A 19,035-nucleotide genomic window follows, 5' to 3' on the forward strand; every position below is an offset into this window, starting at 1 on the left:
GGCGAAGGATTGCCGCCTGCTCCGCCGCCCCAAAGAGTGGAGCGCATGCGCTGGACACGAGTAGTGGTGGCGAGTGGACTGATGGTGACGACGGCAGGGTTGGCGCCGATGGCGCACGCGGCCCGCGCGACACCGGGTATGTGGACCGAGACGTCGTACAACTCGGTCTTCAAGGACAGCGGACGGTCACCGGAGGCCGGGAACGACCTCCGGCTCGACACCGCGAAGAACGACTACGAGGCGGCCCAGATCGTGCTGCGCGGCCCGGCCGCGTTCACCGTGCAGGGTGTGGACTTCAGCGCGCTGCGCGGGGCCCGCGACGCCATCCCGGCCGGGGAGCTCAGCTACAACCCGGTCGGGTACGAGTACCTGGACCACAACTCGTACAACGGCTGGGAGCCGGACAACTTCGTCACGCCGACGATCCGGACCGCGCCGGGCGACTTCCCGGACCGGCTGCTGAACCAGACGAGCATCGACGTGCCGGCGAACCAGACGCAGTCGATCTGGGTCCGGGTGCACGTGCCGGCAACCGCCAAGGGCGGCGTCTACACCGGTCACGCGCTGGTCCGGACGACCCAGGGCAACCTGAACGTGCCGATCCGCGTGAACGCCCGCAACGTGGTGATCCCGCCGGCGAACCAGAGCGAGTTCACCAACGTGATGTGGACGAACTTCCTCGGCCTGACCTCGTGGGACATGGGCCAGGGCGACACGGTCAAGCTCTTCTACGGACACGACCGGTACTCGCCGCAGTGGTGGCAGCTGATCGACAACTGGGCCGACACGATGAAGCGCTACCGGCAGAACAACCTGCAGCTGCCGCTGGTCAACCTGCTGACCGACGGCGGCAGCAAGGTCGATGCGGCAGGCAACTACACGTTCAACTTCGACCGCTTCGACCAGGTCGTGCAACGGTTCCTGGACAAGGGCGTGGTGAACCGGCTCGAAGGCTTCACCGGGGCCGGGCCGCAGAACGCGGACCACAACCCGCAGTACCCGCGGTACCTGCAGGAGGTGACGCCCAAGGAGACCGGGCGGCAGCTTCCGGACTTCGTGTACTGGGACTCGCCGGAGGCGGACAACTGGTACAAGCAGTTCTACCCGGCGCTTCGTCAGCACGTGGCGGCGAAGGGCTGGTCGAAGATGTTCTGGATGCACGTCGGGGACGAGCCGGGCGCCGGCGGCGACCCGGGCTGGTTCGGCATCGCGAGCAAGCTGAAGCAGTACTGGCCGGACGTGAAGATCGGCGACGCGACCGGGCAGGGGCTGGCCCCGCGGGTGGCGCACACCGAGGACATCGTGATCCCGAACCTGTTCGACTACACCCTCAACCCGAAGCCGTTCGACGACGAGCGCCGGGACGGCAAGCCGCTGTGGTTCTACAACTGCAATGTTCCGGCCGGCAACCACCTGAACAGGTTCATCGACCAGCCGGAGTGGAGTCAGCGGCAGACCATGTGGCTCGCGTACGGCAAGGGCGCCACCGGGTACCTGCACTGGGCGTACGGCAACTGGCAGTTCAAGATGAGCGACCAGACCGTGAAGGGCGACGGGTACATCGTCCGGCCCGACACGGTGCACAACACAGTCGAGGCCTCACCGCGGTACGAGTCGTTGCGGGACGGCATGGAGGACTGGGAGGTCCTCAACCATCTTGGGAAGACCAATCCGGGGCTGGCACACGACCTGGCGAACGCCGTGGTGCAGGCCAGCGACAAGTACTCGCCGGACGTCAACTACATGCAGCGGGTCCGCGCTCTGGCGCTGGACGCGGCGGCTGGGCTGCCCGTGACCAGCAAGGATCTAGTACGGGCCAAGACCGCCGGCCCGAACCGGGTACAGGTCGACCTGGGTAGTCAGGCACAGGTGGACGGCGTACTGCTGCACTGGGGCTCCACGTGGGCCGCCAAGTACCGCGTACTCATCTCGTACGACGGTAAGACGTGGGCCGAGGCCGCGAGCCGTGCTGACAACCCGGGCGATGACCTGGCCAAGCCGGGCGGCGACGACTTCCTGGGTGTGAACGCCAAGACCCGCTACATCCGGATCGAGTCCGCTACGCCGTTCCAGCCGCCAGAGGTGGAGGTCGCGGGGAAGCGCCTGGCGCAGCCGAACCTGGCGGGCGGGAAGACGTACACCGCCAGCGCGCCGTCCGGGCGGTTCCCGGACGCGGGCATCGAGGCGACCGACGGCGTGCTCGGGGACAACTGGGGCGACGGCAAGCAGTTCGGGTACGAGCTGGCCAACGTCGGTGACAGCGTGCAGCCGGTGGTCACGATCGATCTCGGGAAGGCGGAGCCGATCGGTACGGTCCGCGTGCACGCCTATGAGGAGTACCCGGATTACCGGCCTGACCAGATCACCGTCGCGACCAGTACGGACGGGACGAACTTCACCGACCGCGGGAAGGTCAGTTCCGTGAACGGCGCGTCCAGGATCTGGTACGACGTCGGCTTTGCGCCGGCGCCGGCCCGGTGGGTGCGGCTGACGTTCGACAAGACGATGCACAACAAGTACCAGACCGGTGTGTTCATCGACGAGATCGAGGCGTACCGGGGCGCTCCGCACCTCGGCTGAGTTGTCCGGACGGATTCTGTCGGTGGCGCCGGGGAACATGGTCGGCATGAGTCGACTTGCTACCCAGGCGTCACCGACCGGTAATTTTCTGGTCGGTTGTCCAGTCCATGACCCGGAGCTAGGTTCGCTGTCGTGACCTCGTCCGGTGGTTCTCCGGCGACGACCCCGATCGGCTCCCGGGCCGAGGCCGAGGGCTACGTCGCGATGGTGTGTTTCAAGCACGGTCCACCTCGGCTGCACGGCGTCGAGCTCGAGTGGACCGTGCATCATGCGGATGACCCGCACCGGCCGCTCGACGCCGGACAACTGAGCAAAGCCCTGGGCGAACATGCCCCCGCGACCCTGGTGCGCGGCAGTCCGCAACTGCCGCTCGGCCGGGGCGCTCTGGTCACCGTCGAGCCGGGTGGCCAGGTGGAGATCTCCGGCCCCGCGTCGGACTCGATCCCACGGCTGATCGACGACACTGCCGCCGACGCCGCCGAGCTCGCCTCCCTGCTTCTCGACGCGGACCTGGTAACCGGCGCCTACGGCCTGGACCCGTTCCGCGCTCCGCGCCGCATCCTCACCATCCCGCGGTACGCCGCGATGGAACACGCGTTCCAGCGCCTCGGACCGCACGGTCCCCGGATGATGTGCAGCACCGCCGGCCTGCAGGTCTGCCTGGACGCCGGCGAGGCGGACCAGACCGCACTGCGCTGGCGGGCGCTGCACGACCTCGGCCCGGCGCTGGTCGCACTCTTCGCCAACTCCCGTCGCCGGGACGGCACCGACACCGGCTGGGCCTCGGCCCGGACCGAGGCCACCTTCGGCACCTGCGCCCCGTTCACCGAGCCGCCTCCGCTGGACGGCGACCCGGCGGCCGCCTGGGCGCGGACGGCGATGGAGGCGCCGGTGCTCTGCCTGCGCCGGGGCGATACCTGGGACGCGCCCACCGGGCTCACGTTCGGAGCCTGGGCGGACGGGCAGCTCCCGGGCGACAGACCGACGTACGACGACCTCGAATACCACCTGTCCACACTCTTCCCGCCGGTCCGCCCGCGCGGGTACCTCGAGGTGCGCTACCTCGACGCGCAGCCGGGGGACGGGTGGATCGCCCCGACCCTGCTGCTCACCGCACTGATGTCCGCGCCGATGGACCAGGTGCTGGCCGCGGCCGAGCCGGCCGCCGGCCGCTGGTTCCCGGCGGCCCGCGAGGGCCTGAAGGACACCTTGGTCCGCCGCGCCGCGCGCGACGTGGTCGCGCTCGGCACCGAGGTGCTGGATCGGACCGGTGTGGATCCCGAACTCACCGCTGCCGTCGCAACCCGGCTGCAGCGCATCGTCGACAACACCCAAGGAAGGCGAGCCTCATGAACCACCAACTGTCCGACCTGTCGCCGGAGGGCCTGCGAGCCTTCGTCGGTGCGCAACTCGAGCGGTCCCGGGCCCGGACGACGCAGCTGACCGACGCGGTCGACACCGACGACCTGGTCAAGCAGCACTCCAAGCTGATGTCCCCGCTGGTCTGGGACTACGCCCACGTCGGCAACCAGGAGGAGCTCTGGCTGGTCCGCGACGTCGGCGGTCGCGACCCGCTCCGCCAGGACATCGACGAGTTGTACGACGCGTTCCAGCACCCGCGCGCTGATCGTCCGTCGTTGCCGCTGCTCGGTCCGGTGGAGACCAAGGCGTACGTGAACGAGGTCCGCGACAAGGTCATGGACGTCCTGGACCACGTGACGTTCGACCCCGGGCACGAGCTGGTCGACAACGCGTTCGCGTTCGGGATGATCACCCAGCACGAGCAGCAGCACGACGAGACGATGCTGGCCACACACCAGTTGCGCGAGGGCGCGCCGGTGCTGGATGCACCTCGGCCACCTGCTGGACGGTCGCTGCCCGCGTCCGAGGTGTTCGTACCGGGCGGTGTCTTCGAGATGGGTACGTCGATCGAGCCGTGGGCGCTGGACAACGAGCGGCCGGCGCATGCGGTCCACGTGCAGCCGTACGTGATCGACGCCGTACCGGTGACGAACGGGGACTACCTCGGTTTCGTGCTCGCCGGTGGGTACGACGATCCGCAGTGGTGGTCCGAGACCGGCTGGGCACACGTACGGAAGGCGTCGCTGGTCGCACCGCGGTTCTGGTCGCAGGCCGACGGGGAGTGGTGGCGGCTGCGGTTCGGGCACCGTGAGCGGCTGCCGTTGGACGAGCCGGTGATGCACGTCTGCTTCTACGAGGCGGAGGCGTACGCGAAGTGGGCAGGCAAGCGGCTGCCGACCGAGGAAGAGTGGGAGTTCGCGGCGCGGTTCGATCCGTCCTCCGGGCGGACGCGACGGTTCCCTTGGGGGGACGAGTCGCCCGGTCCGCAGCACGCGAACCTCGGCCAGCGGCACCTGTCGCCGGCACCGGTCGGGGCGTACCCGGCAGGCGCTTCGCCGCTCGGCGTCGAGCAGCTGATCGGGGACGTCTGGGAGTGGACGTCGAGCGACTTCCACGGGTACCCGGGGTTCCGCGCGTGGCCCTACGACGAGTACTCGCTGGTCTTCTTCGGACCGGAGTACAAGGTGCTCCGCGGCGGCTCGTTCGGCACCGATGAGGTCGTCGCCCGCGGCACCTTCCGGAACTGGGACTACCCGATCCGCCGGCAGATCTTCGCCGGCTTCCGCTGCGCCCGCGACCCGCGCCCCGAGGAGCTGCACGCCTGATGTGCCGTCATCTCGCATACCTGGGTCCGCCGGTCACGCTCGCCTCCCTGGTGATCGAGCCCGAGCACTCCCTCTACGAACAGAGCTGGTCCCCGTCGGACATGCGCGGCGGCGGGTCGGTCAACGCCGACGGCTTCGGCCTCGGCTGGTATCCCGAAGGCGATGCGGCTGTGTCCGGTGGGCCGGTGCGCTACCGGCGCGACGTTCCGATCTGGACCGACGAGAACCTTCCAGGCCTGGCGGGCACGATCCGCTCCGGCGCGGTCCTCGCCGCCCTCCGGAACGGGACGGTCGGCATGCCGTACGGGCAGTCAGCGGTCGCACCGTTCGCGCTGGATCATTGGCTGTTCAGCCACAATGGCCGCATCCCGGGCTGGCCGGAGGCGACGCTCAAGCTGGCCGAGCAACTGCCTGTCGCCGACTTGCTCGGTCTCGACGCGCCCATTGATTCCGTCTTCCTGTGGGCGCTGATCGCCCGTCGCCTCGGTGACGGCGTACCACCGGCGGATGCAGTCGCGGCCGTCGTGCACGAGGTGGAGGCGGCGGCACCCGGCTCTCGGCTGAACCTGCTGCTGACCGACGGGGAGCAGCTGATCGCGACCGCATGGACCCATGCACTGCACGTCCAGCAGACCGCCGACTCCGTCACCGTCGCCTCCGAACCGTTCGGCCCCGGCGACTGGTCCGCCGTACCCGATCGATCCCTGCTCGTGGCCACCGCCACAACCCTGCAGATCACCCCGATGGAAGGACGAGAGTGACCCTCATCGACGTACATCTGACTCCGGACTACGCAGCGCGGGCGTTGCGTGACGACGTACGGGCCGGGTTGTCGGCGACGCCGAAGTGGTTGCCGCCGAAGTGGTTCTACGACGCCCGGGGGAGTGAGCTGTTCGAGGAGATCACCCGCCTCCCGGAGTACTACCCGACCCGTGCGGAGCGGGAGATCCTGGATGCGCGGGCCGGGGAGATCGCGGCGCTCACCAACGCGCACACGCTGGTCGAGCTCGGCTCCGGATCGTCGGAGAAGACTCGGCTGCTGCTCGACGGGCTCCGCGATCACGGCACGCTGACCAGCTTCGTACCGCTGGATGTGTCGGAGTCGGCGCTGCGGGACGCGTCGGACGCGATCAACGCCGACTACCCGAGCGTCGACGTGCACGGCGTGGTCGGTGACTTCACCGCTCACCTCGACAAGCTGCCCGGTGATCCGCCACGGCTGGTCGCGTTCCTCGGCGGCACGATCGGCAACCTGACGCCTCCTGAACGGGAGACGTTCTACCGGTCGATCCGCGATGTGCTCGAGCCGGGTGAGTGGCTGCTGCTCGGTACGGACCTGGTGAAGGATCCGGCCACGCTGGTCGCGGCGTACGACGACGCGGCCGGGGTCACGGCGGAGTTCGACAAGAACGTGCTGCGGGTGATCAACCGGCAGCTCGGCGCGGACTTCGACGTGGACGCGTTCGAGCACGTCGCGATCTGGGACGCGGAGAACGAGTGGATCGAGATGCATCTGCGCGCGACGCGGGCGATGCGGGTGCTGATCCCGGAGATCCACCTGGACGTCACGTTCGCCGAGGGCGAGGAGATCAGCACCGAGATCTCCGCCAAGTTCCGCCGCCCCGGCGTAGAAGCCGAGCTGGGCAAAGCAGATTTCACCCCCACCGCCTGGTGGACCGACGGAGAAGCCCGCTTCGCCCTATCCCTCTGGCAAGCCACCTAACTACCCAACCCCCGCTCACACCCCACCCACCCACCCTCACCCACCCGCACCCCAACCGCACCGCACCGCACCCCACCCCGCCGCACCCCACCCCGCCGCACCCCACCCCGCCGCACGCCGACCCCGCCTACCCCCGTCGCCCCGCCCCGCGCCCTCCGGCAGGACGACACAGGAGCGGATATCCCCTCGACTTGTGGGTTCTCCACTCGTGTACCAGCGGAGAACCCTCAACGCCGAGGGATATCCGGCCCTGTCACGGGCGCCGCAGGGACCCAGGGGCAAGCCGCAGGCGGCATACACCACCAACCGCGTGCGACCGCCCGCCCCCTCGCACCGACTCGCGCTGTACTGGCGGCCGCCCGCCCGTTACCGCCTACCACGTGCTGCCCGCCGCCCGACCCCACCTCGCCGCCACACCGCCGTCGCCCTCACCTCATTTGCCTGGCAGGCCCAGCAAATGAGGGGTTCCACACCCTGGTTCCGGGTGTAGAACCCCTCATTTCATTGGTCTGCCAGGCAAATTGGTGGGTCTGCCAGGCAAATGAGTCAGCTAGCTGCCTTGTTTGATGAGGCCGTTGATCTTGTCGACGTAGGCCGGTAGGTCGCTGATCTGCTTCTTGCCGCTCAGGATGGGCTGGTAGTTGGCGGTGGTCAGATCACCGACCTGGCTGGCCCACTGCGTCGTGAAGCGAACACCGACCGTCTTCTCGGCAGCCAGATCCGCCTTGACCGTGTCCACGACCGTCGGCTGCTGCGCCTTCGTCAGCGAGTCGAAGTAGCTCGCCTGCGCGGGCGTGTACGCCGGCGGCGCGACCGGCGAGGCCGGCAGGACCGCGTCCCACACCTTCGTGTTGATGTACTCGAGCACCTTGAACGTCGCGTCCTGGTTCTTCGTGTACTGCGGCGTGCAGATGCCGACCGAGTCGTACAGCGTGGTCGGCGTCTGCACCTGCGGGAACGGCGCGAACCCGTACTTGACCTTCGGCTTGTCGGTCTGGAACCCGGCCGCCAGCCACTGGCCGCCGAACGTCATCGGCACCTTGCCGGCCGCGAACAGCGCCTGCACGTTCGACGCGTCGTACCCGGGAGGCGCGACCGACCCGTTCTTGATCGCGGCGGTCAGCTTCTCGACGCCTTCCTTGTACTTGTCGTCGGCCTCGGCCTTCGTCGGGTGGTTCACGTTGTCGGTGAACGGCGCGCCGCCGGCCGAGACCGAGTACATGCTCATCGTGAACGGACCGTCGGCGCTGGTCAGCTGATCGGCGACCAGGCCGTACTTCGCGCCGTTCTTGCCGGCGAGCTTCGCAGCGTCGGCGTACATCTCGTCCCAGGTCCACCCGGCCTTCGGCACCTGCAGACCGGCCGCGGCGAACGCGTCGGCGTTGTACCAGACGCCGTACGTGTTCATCAGCGACGGCAGGCCGCCCATCTGGCCGTCCGCGGTCTTCCAGTTCTCGATCGCGGACGGGACGAACTTGTCCGCCTTGAAGTCGCCGTCACCGCTCTTGATCTTGTCCGCCCAGTCGACGAGCAGACCCTGCGACGTGTACTGCTGCTCGGTGTCGTTACCGCACCAGAACAGGTCCGGCAGCTTCTTCGCCTGGGTCAGCGACGCCAGCTTGTCGCCGTACTGGCCACTCGGCGTGTCGAGCAGGTTGACCGTGATCTTGTCGTCCTTGAAGCCTTCCAGGGCCTTCTTGATCGCGACGTTGGTGTCGGCCGACTCCCACGTCATCACGGTCACGGTGACCGGCCCGTCGCTGGATCCGCCGGAGTCCGACCCGCTGCAGGCCGTTGCCGTCAGCAACCCGGCGCACGCCAGCGCGGTGATACCGATTGTCCTCTTCACACCAATCCTCATTTCTGGTTCGTGCTGCCGAGAGCGCCGAGGCCCTGGATGAAGTAGCGCTGCGCGGCGAAGAAGATGATCAGCGGCGGCAGCATGTACAGCAGGTTCGTGGCCATGTAGTAGCTCCAGTCCGGGGTCTTCCCGGCGAACGGTGAGATGAACGACGCCATCCCCACCGACAACGGCCACTTGCCGGACGAGTACAGATAGACCAGCGGATTCAGGTAGTCGTTCCAGGACGCCTGGAACGCCAGGATCGCCATCGTCAGCCAGGCCGGCCGGGTCAGCGGCAGCATCACGCTGACGAAGATCCGCAGGTGCCCGGCGCCGTCGATCTTGGCCGCCTCGTCGATCGAGTACGGGATGGCCAGGAAGTACTGCCGGGCCAGGAAGATGAACAGCGGGTTCCCGCCGAGGAAGGCCGGCACGATCAGCGGCAGCCAGGTGTCGTACCAGCCGATGCTCTTGTACATCTGGAACAACGGGATCAGGCCGACCACGCCCGGCAGCAGCATGCTGCCGACGAACAGGTAGAACCACACCTTCCGTCCCGGGAACCGCAACCTGGCCAGCGCGTAGCCGGCCATCATCGCGGTCAGCACGCCGCCGATCACGCTGAGCGCGGTGATGATGATCGAGTTCAGGAACAACCGCGGGAAGTGGATCGCCTTCGGCCCGTTGATGAAGTTGCTCCAGCTCCATTCGTGTGGCAGCAACTTCGGCGGGATGTCGAAGACGGCGCTCTTGCTCTTCAGGCCGATCGTGATCATCCACAGCAGCGGCACGATCATCACCGCGCAGATGAACAGCGCGACGACGTACCACGACGTCGTGCCGAGCACGCGGGGCTTCTTCTTCGCGGGCGGTGCGGCCTGGCCGGCAACCGTCGCGGGCGGGGCTTCAGTCGGAAGTGCTGTCACTGTACGTCCAGAGCGAGGAGAACTTCGCGGTCAGGGCGATCACGGCGATGATGATGATGAACAGCACCCACACCTGCGCGGACGCGTACCCGAGTTGCGGGACCCGGCCGAGGGTGGGGAAGCCGTTGTTGTAGATCCCGAGCATCAGCACGCTGGTACTGAACCCCGGACCGCCGTTGGTCAGGATCTTCGGCTGGTTGAACGTCTGCAGCGCGGCCGTGGTCTGCAGGATCACCTGGAGCAGCATGATCGGGCTGATCATCGGCATCGTGATCCGGAAGAACACCGACCACGGGCCGGCACCGTCCACCTTGGCCGCCTCGTACAGCTCGGTCGGCACCGACTGCAGTGCGGCCAGGAAGATGATCATCGTCCCGCCGACGCCCCACAGCATCACCAGTACCACGGAGGGCATCGCCATCTTGGGACTCTGCAACCACAGGCTCGTCGGCAGGCCGAGCCGGTCGAGGACCGTGTTCAGCAGGCCGACCTGCGGGTCGAGCATGAACTTCCACAGCGTGATGCTGGCGACCGCCGGCAGCACGACCGGCAGGTACGCGAGCGTACGGACCACGCGGACGCCGGCGAACCGCTGGTTGCAGAACATCGCCAGCGCCAGGCCGAGGACCAGCGACAACGGGACATAGAGCAACACCAGGTAGCCGGTCGCGCGCAACGCCGGCCAGAAGGCCGGGTCGGTGCTGAACAGCCGCCGGAAGTTGCCGAGGCCAACGAAGATCGGGTCGGTCAGCCCGTTGTACTTCGTCAGCGCGAGATAGAACGATCGGATCAGCGGATACCCCACGAAGACCAGAAACCCGATCACCGCGGGTGCGATGAACAGGTACGCGGCCTTCACATCGGAGCCGGCGTTGCGGCTCATCCCACCGCGACTTCGCCGCTTTCTGGTGGTGGTTCCGCCTGAAGACGAACTATTCATCCGGCCTCCTGGACGGTAACGTTTCCAACGTCTTACTGTTGGGTGACGATGCCGTGTCGTGAAAAGGAAGTCAACCCCGTGCCCGAAACGTTTCCAAGCCAGCCGGAGGTCGCCCGGCCGACGATGATCGACGTCGCCCGCCGGGCCGGCGTCGGGCTCGGCACGGTCTCGCGGGTGGTGAACGGTGGCCACGGTGTCCGCGACGAGACCGCGCAACGCGTCCGCGCCGCGATCGACGAGCTCGGATTCCAGCGCAACGAAGTGGCCCGCGCGCTCCGGCCGGGCAAGAAGTCGACGTCCCTGGCACTGGTCCTCGGCGACCTGACCAACCCGTTCTACGCGAGTATCGCGAAGGCGTCCCTCGAGGTCGCCGGGCAGTCCGGCTTCGCCGTCGTGCTGGGCAGTGTCGACGAGGATCCGGAAGGCGAGAAGCGGGCCATCCAGGAGCTGGTCAGCCGCCAGGTGGCCGGGCTGATGATCGTGCCCGACCAGGGCGATCACGCGTTCCTGCAGGGCGCCGGCGTTCCGGTGGTCTTCGTCGACCGCCCGGCGACCGGCATCGATGCGGACATCGTGATGGTCGACAACGAGGGCGGTGGCCGGATCGCCGCCGAGCATCTGCTGCGGCAGGGCCACGAGCGGATCGCGATCATCCTCGCCCCGTCGTACTACACGATCGGCCGCCGGCTGCGCGGGTTCCGGCGCGCGCACCGGGCCGCCGGGATCGACGTCGACGAGTCGCTCGTCATCCAGTTGCCCGAGGGCAACGCCGAGGCCGCCGAGAAGGCGACCCGGGAGGTGATGCTCCGTCCGGACCCGCCGACCGCGATCTTCGCCTCCACGAACTTCCTCGTCGAAGGTGTGCTGCGGGCGCTCGGCGAGCTCGACCGGAGTCCGGCGGTGGTCGGGTTCGACGACTTCCGGCTCGCCGACATGCTGCCGACGCCGGTCACGGTCGTTGCCTCCGACATCGCGGAGCTCGGTCGCAGCGCGGCGCGGTTGCTGCTCGATCGCGCGTCGGGGACGGACACCCGTCCGCCGCAGCGGATCGTGCTGCCGTGCGCGCTGATCGAGCGCGGGTCGGGGGAGCGTTCGCCGGATTCTGCTGCGAAGAGAACGCCGCAGTGATCGACGGCCGGGCTCGCTAAGGTCGCTTCGTGTACTACGAGTCCTTCGGCGACGGCCGGCCGATCTTCTTCCTGCCCAGCTGGGGCGGCGACGCCGGCGAGGGTCGCGACATCCACGAGCCGCTCTTCGAGCAGCGTCCGGGCTGGCGCCGCGTGTACGTCGACCCGCCCGGCACCGGGCAGTCGCCCGCTGTCGCATCGATCACCGACCAGGACGGGATGCTCGCGGCGATCGCGGAGCTGATCGACTCGATCGCGGGCGACGAACCGTTCGCACTGGTCGGTACGTCGGCGGGCGGTCTGCATGCCCGCGGCATCGTCCGGCGCGATTCGTCCCGCGTGCTCGGATTGTTGCTCAGGGCACCGGGTATCGTCATCGACCGGTCCCGGCGCACTCTCCCGACCGCTGAGCACCTGCTGCCGTCCGCGGCCCGGGACCGTCAGCACGAGTACTACGACACTGCCGAGGAGGTAGCCGATCTGGCCTTTCTCGGAAGGATCCAGCGCGACGTGTCGACGTACGGTCTCAGCGTTGATCCGGCGGTGCGCTTCGAGCGGCCCACGTTGATCGTGACCGGCCGGCAGGACACCACCGCCGGGTACGCCGATGCGTGGCCGCTGCTCGACGACTACCCGCGCGCGACGTACGCCGTACTGGATCAGGAAGACCACTTCCTGCCCGGGCCAGGGTCCCTTGTTTACAGGGCATTGGTGTCGGACTGGCTGAACCGGGTCGAGCACCCGGACGCGTGAGGGGCGGCGCGCGCGTCCGGGTGCTCGTGATCAGAAGTTGGGCCAGGCCCAACCGAGATAGCTGTTGAAGTACGGCAGCGCGCGGGTGCCGATCGCGCCGCTGACGCTGGTCGCCCAGAACGTGCCGTCGCCCTTCGCGACGCCGACGTGGCCGTACGGTGCGGCCAGGTCCCAGAAGACCAGGGCGCCCTTCGGCGGGTTCAGGTCGCCCTTGTGCGCGACGCCGCGGGCCACGGCGTCGTTCCAGTCGGCCTTGGCAGAGGCCCAGATCGCGGTCTTGCCGTACGAGTTCTCAGCAGCCTTCTCGCAGTAGCCCTGGTACGCCGTCGAGCCGCTGCGTGCGGCGTACCAGTCGATGGCGTTGTCGGCGCGCGGGTTGCTGGTGCACAGCGGTGCGATCAGGCCGCTGCTGCCGGTGTTGACGTAGGCATCGGTGATGTAGCCCTTGCCGGGGATGTGGTCCCAGACCAGGCTGCGGCCGTACTTGCCGGTGACAGGTTCGCCGTAGAGCTGGCAGTCGATCTCGACCGATCCGTTCGGCTGGGTGCCGACCGTACCGAAGATGGTGGCGTTCCCGGACCGGATGGCGACGCCTTGGCCGCTGTCGGTGACCACGGTGCCGGTGGCGGCGCTCGCGGTCAGGGTGCCGGTGCCGAGGACGGCGGCGCCGGCGAGGAGGGTTGTGGTGGCAACACGGGCGGTGATGCGCATGAGGGCGGTACGCATGGTGTGTTCCCTTCTTGAAGTTGTCTTCGCAGGGAACCAAAAACCGCTGGTGTTGTCGCAGTGGGCAACGGCGCCCGCGGGGCGGTCGGGCGCCGCCGCCGGTGGCTCAGAAGTTCGGCTGCGCCCAGCCGAGGTAGTTGTTGAAGTACGGCAACGCGCGCTTGCCGATCGCGCCGCTGACGCTGGTCGCCCAGAAGTTGCCGTCGCCGGTGGCCACGCCGACATGGCCGTACGAGCTGATGTTCCAGAACACCAGTGCGCCCTTCGGCGGGTTCGTGTCGCCGCGGTGCGCGGCGCCGCGGCGGACGGCGTCGTTCCAGTTGGCGATCGCGGACGCGTAGATGCCGGTGGTGCCGTACGCGTTCTCGACGGCCTTCTCGCAGTAGCCCTGGTATGCGGTGGATCCGTTGCGGGCGGCGAACCAGGCGACCGCGTTGTCGGCCCGCGACTGCGGTCCGAGCACTGCGCTGGCCGTCGGCGCTGTGCTGGCCGGGGCGGCGGTGGCCGGTAGGGCGGTGGCTCCGATGGTCAGCCCGCCTAGGACGGCGACGGTGGCGGTCAGGCGCGTGAACGTACGGGAAAGAGAGGACCTCATGATGGTTGCCTTTCACTCTGGGGGGCGGTGCAACGGCCTGTTCTCTTGGAGAAACACTTCCTTTGTGCAGACAATCAGAGCGTGATCGGATTGTCGCAGTGGGCAACGGTACTGATTCACTGCGATTTGGTACTTTGTGTAGATAAGTGACGGCGAGAGCGGAGAGTGCGCCGTGCGCCCAGCCCAGGCCAGGTACGTGATCGGAGCCCGCATGCGCGAGCTGCGGGAGGCCGCCGGGATGCCGTTGACCCGGGCCGCGAGCGAATCGGGCTGGGACAAGGGGCACCTGTCGCGGGTCGAGCGCGGTCACACCAAGCCGAGTCGCGAGCTGATCGAGTGGTACGACGGCTCGTTCGGGGCGAACCAGGCGCTCGTCAACCAGCTCATGGAGCTCGACGCCGCCGTACGGGCCGGTCGCGACATGTCCCAGCGCGACCTGCGCCGGCACGTCCAGCCGGTGCTGCTCGGCGGATCGGTGCCGATCGACCACCACCCCGACGACCGGGCGGAGCTCGTCGGCGAGACGATGCCGGATGGGACCCGTGTGTTCCGGGACGAGGCGTTCGAGAAGACCTGGGAGCTCCGCAACAGTGGCGAACGCATCTGGCACAACCGCTGGCTCACCCGCCAAGGCGCACCCGGCACCCCCGGCTGGCTGCGCTCACCCACCAGAGCCCCCGTCCCCGACGCAGCCCCCGGCGACATCGTGACGGTAACCCTGTCCCTCCAGGCGCCCTCCCAAGTAGGAGCCTCCACCGCCTACTTCAAACTCACAGACGAAGCCGGCCGCCTCTACTACCCAGGCCTAGAATCCCCACCCCTCTACTGCACCATCTTCACCATCTACGCGCCCTAGCCGCACCTCGGTCACCCTGTGGAGACCTCGTACACCTGATTAGGTGTACGAGGTCCCCGCCCGATGGTCAATGTCCACTCGTCAGGCGGCGCTGCAGCCGGGCGGCGAGTGCTGCCGGGCGATCGAAGTCCTTCCAGCCCACCCGAGCAAACCCGTACCCGCGTTCCCGGAGGCGGTCCTCCCGCCACTTCTCGGCGAGGACGGCGTCTGCGGTACTGCCGTACTTCAGGGCGCCGTCGAACTCGACGATCAGGATCTCGCCGAGGAGGAAGTCGACGCGACCGATCAGCCGGCCGCTTTCGTCGCGGATCTCCACCTGCAACGCAGGTCGCGGCAGGCCGTGGTTGTCCATCACCACGCGCAACCGAGACTCTCCGACCGACTCGCTCAGCCCGTCCGCGAAGCGGGCTGCAGATCGTGCCGCCGGCGAACCGCGCCAGTGCAGGCGCCGGTCCGCCGCTGCGACGAGTTGCTCCGGTACTGTCAGCCGCTTGCGCAGGGCCGCATCTCCGAGCACGACTCCGACTTCGTATGACGTGGTGCACGTTGTCTCGGTGATCGCGCGCTCGACCGTGGTCACCCGGAGACCGTCCACTTCGGTGATCTCGTCGGGATCGACGGCCGACCGGTGCACGTGCAACGAGGAGCTGGATCGAACCCGGCCGACCGCTCTGCTCACGTGGACCCTGCGGAGATCGAGGCCCCACGTGGGCAAGCCGTGCACGACGGCTGCGGATTGATGGCTGATGACGACATCGTCCAGTCGTGCGGTCAGTGCCCGCGCCGCCAGTAGGTGCAGCCGCCGCGCCCGATCCCAGGGTTGCTCTCCGACCGGCCACTCGCTGGGCTCGACGAAGGCATCGCGGCCGAGGCGCGACCACTGCCCGCGCCGCAGCCGGTTCCGCAACTCGGCATCGCTGTAGCCGGCAGCCAGGACGTCGGCCCGATTGAACCACCCCGACCGATGCTCGCAGGCTGCCCTCAATTTCGGATTCATACTTACAACATGCCGTCGGCGGCACCTCGTTGTACGCCGAACTTCTGGTCTGTGGATAACAGTCCGACGGACGTTGTCCAGCTCATGGGGACCGCGGACACCTGATCAGATGTCCGCGGTCTCCATCAGGTGTCCTAGGTCCGGCGGAGCCTGCCGGGTCAGGTGCCGTAGTTGGCGTCTAGTTCGGCTTTGCGTTTGATCCAGCGTTCGCTGAGGCCTTTGAGCTCTTCGCTGAGGAAGTCGATGAAGGCGAGCGAGACATGGACGCGGTGGTGGGCGTCGGTGCCGTCGCCGGCGGCGTCGAGGACCTTGCGCAGGGACTCGGACCAGCGGGACAGGGCGACGTCCTCGGTCATCATCGTCTGGTACCACGCGTCGTCCTGGACGACGTACACATCGCGCCGGCTGCCGGGCTCGCGCTCGCGGCTCGCGAGCCGCAACTGGAGGAGGTAATTGACGGCGCCGGAGACCGCGGCCGGACTGGCCTGCAGCTGGTCGGACAGCTCGGCGGCTGTCAGCCGGCCGTCCACGCTGGACAGGATCGCGGCGAAGACCCGGGCTGCCATCCGTGGCCAGCCTGTCTCGGCGAGCAGGTTGCCGAACTGCTCGGTGTACCGCCTGACGGCGTCGTCGTCTCGGTGTGCACTCACCGCCCCATCATCCCCTCTGGGCCACTGGATTACCTGACACGTGAGAAACGTGTTAGCAAGATTCACAAACTTCTGAATGAAGTGTACGTTATGAAACATGACATCAGCCATCGTGGTCTCTGGACTGCACAAGTCGTACGGGAGTACGCACGCCCTCGACGGTCTCGACCTGGAGGTCGCGACCGGTGAGGTGCACGGCTTCCTCGGGCCGAACGGCGCCGGGAAGTCCACCACCATCCGCGTCCTGCTCGGGCTGCTGCGGGGTGATGCCGGTGATGTCTCACTGCTCGGTGGCGACCCGTGGGGCGATGCCGCGAAGCTGCACCGGCGGCTGGCGTACGTCCCGGGCGACGTGAACCTGTGGCCGAACCTGACCGGCGGTGAGGTGATCGACCTGCTCGGTCGGCTCCGCGGTGGCCTGGACGAGAAGAAGCGTGACGACCTGCTGCGGCGCTTCGACCTGGACCCCACCAAGAAGGGCCGGACGTACTCGAAGGGCAACCGGCAGAAGGTCGCCCTGGTCGCGGCACTGGCCTCTGACGTCGAGCTGCTGATCCTGGACGAGCCGACCTCCGGCCTGGACCCGCTGATGGAGGAGGTGTTCCGGCAGTGCATCGAGGAGGAGCACCAGCGTGACCGTACAGTGCTGCTGTCGAGCCACATCCTGTCCGAGGTCGAGGCGCTGTGCGACCGGATCAGCATCATCCGGCGCGGCAAGGTGGTCGAGACCGGCACGCTGGCCGAGTTGCGGCACCTCACCCGTACGTCGATCCAGGCCGAGCTCGCCGGCTCGCCGAACGGTCTCGCGAACCTGCCCGGCATCCACAGCCTCGATGTCGAGGGCAACCGGGTCCGCTGCGAGGTGGACACCGCCCAGCTCGACGCTGTGATGCGGCAGCTGTCCGCGAGCGGCATCAAGAGCCTGGTGGCCCAGCCGCCGACGCTCGAGGAGCTGTTCCTGCGGCACTACGAGGACGACGTACCGGCCGAGGTTCCCGAGGCGGCAGTGCGATGACCGACTTCGCCGGGACCGGGACCCTGGTGCGGCTCGCGCTGCGCCGGGACCGGGTGCTGATCCCGATCTGGATCCTCGTGTTCGTGCTGTCGGCGGCCGGATCGGCCAAGGCCTCGATCGAGCTGTACTCCGATCCGAAGTCGCTCGCGGAGGCCGCGCGGACCACGAACGCCTCGCCTGCGCTGGTCTCGCTCTACGGGCGGATCTTCGACGAGACCTCGCTCGGGGAGGTCTCGCTGTTCAAGCTCACCGCGTTCGGCGCCGTACTGGTCGGGCTGCTCGCCGCGATGCTCGTGGTCCGGCACACCCGCACCGAGGAGGAGAACGGCCGCCTCGAGCTCCTGAGTGCAGGAGTCCTCGGCCGGTACGCCGCTCTGACGGCCGCACTGATCGTGTCCGGCGGGACTGTCATCGTGCTCGGGCTGGTGACCGCACTGGCCCTGATGGGAAGCGGTCTCGACACCACGGGATCGTTCGCGTTCGGGCTGATGTGGGCAGCGTCCGGCCTGGCGTTCGCCGGAGTTGGTGCCGTGGCGGCCCAGGTCACCGAGAGCGCGCGGGCCGCCAACGGGCTGACCGCAGTGGTGCTGGGTGTCTCGTACGTACTGCGTGCGATCGGCGACTCGTCCGCGGACGGCGGCAGCCGGTGGGTGTCATGGCTGTCACCCGTCGGGTGGTCGCAGCAGGTCCGTGCGTACGCGGGGGACCGGTTCGTCGTACTGCTCGTGCCGCTGGCGTTCCTTGGCGTACTGATCGCGGCTGCGATCGCACTGATCAAGCGGCGCGATGTCGGCGCCGGTCTGGTCCGGCCGCGTCCTGGTCCGGCGCGGGCGTCGGCAGGGCTCCGGTCGCCGCTCGCGCTGGCGTGGCGGCTGCACCGAGGGTCCTTGTACGGCTGGGGTTTTGCGTTCCTGCTGCTCGGTCTGCTGGTCGGCAACATCGCCAGCAACGTGGACGGGTTCGTGACGAGCGACAGCGCCAAGGAGATGGTGCAGAAGCTGGGTGGCGTCGAGGGCATCACGGACGCGTTCCTGGCCACTGAGATGGGCATGGTCGGTCTGCTCGCGTCGGCGTTCGGGCTGCAGGCGGCTCTGCGGTTGCGGTCCGAGGAGACTGCGCTGCGTGCAGAGCCGTTGCTGGCGACCGGTGTGACTCGCGCACAGTGGTTGGCGAGCCACGTGCTGATGGCAGTGCTCGGCACTGGCGTACTGATCCTGGTAGCCGGTCTGGGCTCCGGGGTCTCGAGTGGTGCGTCCTTGGGCAACATGGGGCACCAGGTGCCACGCATGCTCGCGGCCGCCGCCGTCCAGCTCCCCGCGATCTGGCTGGTGACCGCACTGGTCGTCACGCTCTTCGGCGTGGTGCCGAAGCTGGTCACCGGGGGGTGGGTGCTGTACGGGGTGTTCCTGCTGATCGGTCAGTTCGGGGAGATCTTCAACCTGCCGCAGTGGATGATCAACCTCAGCCCGTACGGCCACACGCCACGACTGCCCGGTGGTGACTTCTCCGTCACCCCCGTCCTCTGGCTGACCGCCATCGCCGCCGCCCTGACCCTGGCCGGTTTCGCAACCTTCCGCCGCCGAGACATCGGCTGACCCCCTGAACCGCGCTGGTCTG

17 protein-coding genes are annotated in these 19,035 nt (G+C 68.2%); 10 read left to right on the forward strand and 7 right to left on the reverse strand.

Going from position 1 to position 19,035, the window contains the following annotated elements:
• Positions 1–45 precede the first annotated feature (45 nt).
• The 5 genes from ACGFI6_RS39130 (at position 46) to egtD (ending at position 6,990) form a co-directional block, all read left to right on the forward strand.
• Entirely contained in the window at positions 46–2,580 is a 2,535-nt protein-coding gene (locus ACGFI6_RS39130; RefSeq protein WP_393127733.1) for a glycoside hydrolase domain-containing protein, read from the forward strand.
• Between the two features lie 132 nt (positions 2,581–2,712).
• Complete coding sequence (locus ACGFI6_RS39135) at positions 2,713–3,933, forward strand: glutamate-cysteine ligase family protein (RefSeq protein ID WP_393127734.1); 1,221 nt, start codon at positions 2,713–2,715, stop codon at positions 3,931–3,933.
• On the forward strand, positions 3,930–5,267 hold the full coding sequence (gene egtB / locus ACGFI6_RS39140; protein WP_393127735.1) for an ergothioneine biosynthesis protein EgtB: 1,338 nt from the start codon (positions 3,930–3,932) through the stop codon (positions 5,265–5,267). The genes ACGFI6_RS39135 and egtB overlap by 4 nt, the downstream gene beginning before the upstream one ends.
• A complete protein-coding gene (gene egtC / locus ACGFI6_RS39145; RefSeq protein WP_393127736.1) occupies positions 5,267–6,028 on the forward strand; it encodes an ergothioneine biosynthesis protein EgtC in 762 nt (253 codons plus the stop codon). The genes egtB and egtC overlap by 1 nt, the downstream gene beginning before the upstream one ends.
• Positions 6,025–6,990: an L-histidine N(alpha)-methyltransferase gene (gene egtD / locus ACGFI6_RS39150; protein WP_393127737.1), complete on the forward strand. Its 966-nt coding sequence runs from the start codon at positions 6,025–6,027 to the stop codon at positions 6,988–6,990. The genes egtC and egtD overlap by 4 nt, the downstream gene beginning before the upstream one ends.
• Before the next feature lie 550 nt (positions 6,991–7,540).
• Here the strand turns inward: egtD and ACGFI6_RS39155 are convergent.
• Genes ACGFI6_RS39155 through ACGFI6_RS39165 form a run of 3 tightly spaced genes read right to left on the reverse strand, consistent with a single transcriptional unit; the run spans position 7,541 to position 10,642 of the window.
• The gene (locus tag ACGFI6_RS39155) at positions 7,541–8,839 is read right to left on the reverse strand and encodes an ABC transporter substrate-binding protein (RefSeq protein ID WP_393127738.1); all 1,299 of its coding nucleotides are present in this window, start codon (positions 8,837–8,839) and stop codon (positions 7,541–7,543) included.
• Between the two features lie 8 nt (positions 8,840–8,847).
• The gene (locus tag ACGFI6_RS39160; RefSeq protein WP_393127739.1) at positions 8,848–9,759 is read right to left on the reverse strand and encodes a carbohydrate ABC transporter permease; all 912 of its coding nucleotides are present in this window, start codon (positions 9,757–9,759) and stop codon (positions 8,848–8,850) included.
• Entirely contained in the window at positions 9,740–10,642 is a 903-nt protein-coding gene (locus ACGFI6_RS39165) for a carbohydrate ABC transporter permease (protein ID WP_393127741.1), read from the reverse strand. Before ACGFI6_RS39165 ends, ACGFI6_RS39160 begins: the two co-directional genes overlap by 20 nt.
• Positions 10,643–10,777: 135 nt before the next feature.
• On the opposite strand from ACGFI6_RS39165, the gene ACGFI6_RS39170 reads away from it, so the two are divergent.
• Both ACGFI6_RS39170 and ACGFI6_RS39175 read left to right on the forward strand, forming a co-directional pair.
• Complete coding sequence (locus ACGFI6_RS39170; RefSeq protein ID WP_393127742.1) at positions 10,778–11,827, forward strand: LacI family DNA-binding transcriptional regulator; 1,050 nt, start codon at positions 10,778–10,780, stop codon at positions 11,825–11,827.
• 29 nt (positions 11,828–11,856) lie between these two features.
• The gene (locus ACGFI6_RS39175) at positions 11,857–12,579 is read left to right on the forward strand and encodes an alpha/beta fold hydrolase (RefSeq protein WP_393127743.1); all 723 of its coding nucleotides are present in this window, start codon (positions 11,857–11,859) and stop codon (positions 12,577–12,579) included.
• 30 nt (positions 12,580–12,609) lie between these two features.
• Here the strand turns inward: ACGFI6_RS39175 and ACGFI6_RS39180 are convergent, their stop codons facing one another.
• Positions 12,610–13,305, reverse strand: a complete 696-nt coding sequence (locus ACGFI6_RS39180; protein ID WP_393127745.1) for a CHAP domain-containing protein — start codon at positions 13,303–13,305, stop codon at positions 12,610–12,612.
• Positions 13,306–13,411: 106 nt separating this feature from the next.
• Positions 13,412–13,900: a CHAP domain-containing protein gene (locus tag ACGFI6_RS39185; protein ID WP_393127746.1), complete on the reverse strand. Its 489-nt coding sequence runs from the start codon at positions 13,898–13,900 to the stop codon at positions 13,412–13,414.
• Positions 13,901–14,111: 211 nt separating this feature from the next.
• Here ACGFI6_RS39185 and ACGFI6_RS39190 point away from each other — a divergent pair, with 211 nt between their 5' ends.
• Positions 14,112–14,756 carry an NBR1-Ig-like domain-containing protein gene (locus tag ACGFI6_RS39190; RefSeq protein ID WP_393127747.1) on the forward strand — a complete coding sequence of 215 codons (645 nt, stop codon included), beginning with the start codon at positions 14,112–14,114 and terminating at the stop codon, positions 14,754–14,756.
• 67 nt (positions 14,757–14,823) lie between these two features.
• Here ACGFI6_RS39190 and ACGFI6_RS39195 read toward each other — a convergent pair whose 3' ends face one another.
• Positions 14,824–15,753, reverse strand: a complete 930-nt coding sequence (locus ACGFI6_RS39195) for a type IV toxin-antitoxin system AbiEi family antitoxin domain-containing protein (protein ID WP_393127748.1) — start codon at positions 15,751–15,753, stop codon at positions 14,824–14,826.
• 158 nt (positions 15,754–15,911) lie between these two features.
• Complete coding sequence (locus ACGFI6_RS39200; RefSeq protein WP_393127749.1) at positions 15,912–16,403, reverse strand: GbsR/MarR family transcriptional regulator; 492 nt, start codon at positions 16,401–16,403, stop codon at positions 15,912–15,914.
• A 97-nt stretch (positions 16,404–16,500) separates the two neighbouring features.
• Here ACGFI6_RS39200 and ACGFI6_RS39205 point away from each other — a divergent pair, with 97 nt between their 5' ends.
• Positions 16,501–17,418, forward strand: a complete 918-nt coding sequence (locus ACGFI6_RS39205) for an ATP-binding cassette domain-containing protein (RefSeq protein ID WP_393127750.1) — start codon at positions 16,501–16,503, stop codon at positions 17,416–17,418.
• Positions 17,415–19,013 carry an ABC transporter permease gene (locus ACGFI6_RS39210; RefSeq protein ID WP_393127751.1) on the forward strand — a complete coding sequence of 533 codons (1,599 nt, stop codon included), beginning with the start codon at positions 17,415–17,417 and terminating at the stop codon, positions 19,011–19,013. The genes ACGFI6_RS39205 and ACGFI6_RS39210 overlap by 4 nt, the downstream gene beginning before the upstream one ends.
• Positions 19,014–19,035 lie beyond the last annotated feature (22 nt).

The organism is Kribbella sp. NPDC048928 (genome assembly GCF_043197975.1).
Lineage (GTDB): Bacteria > Actinomycetota > Actinomycetes > Propionibacteriales > Kribbellaceae > Kribbella.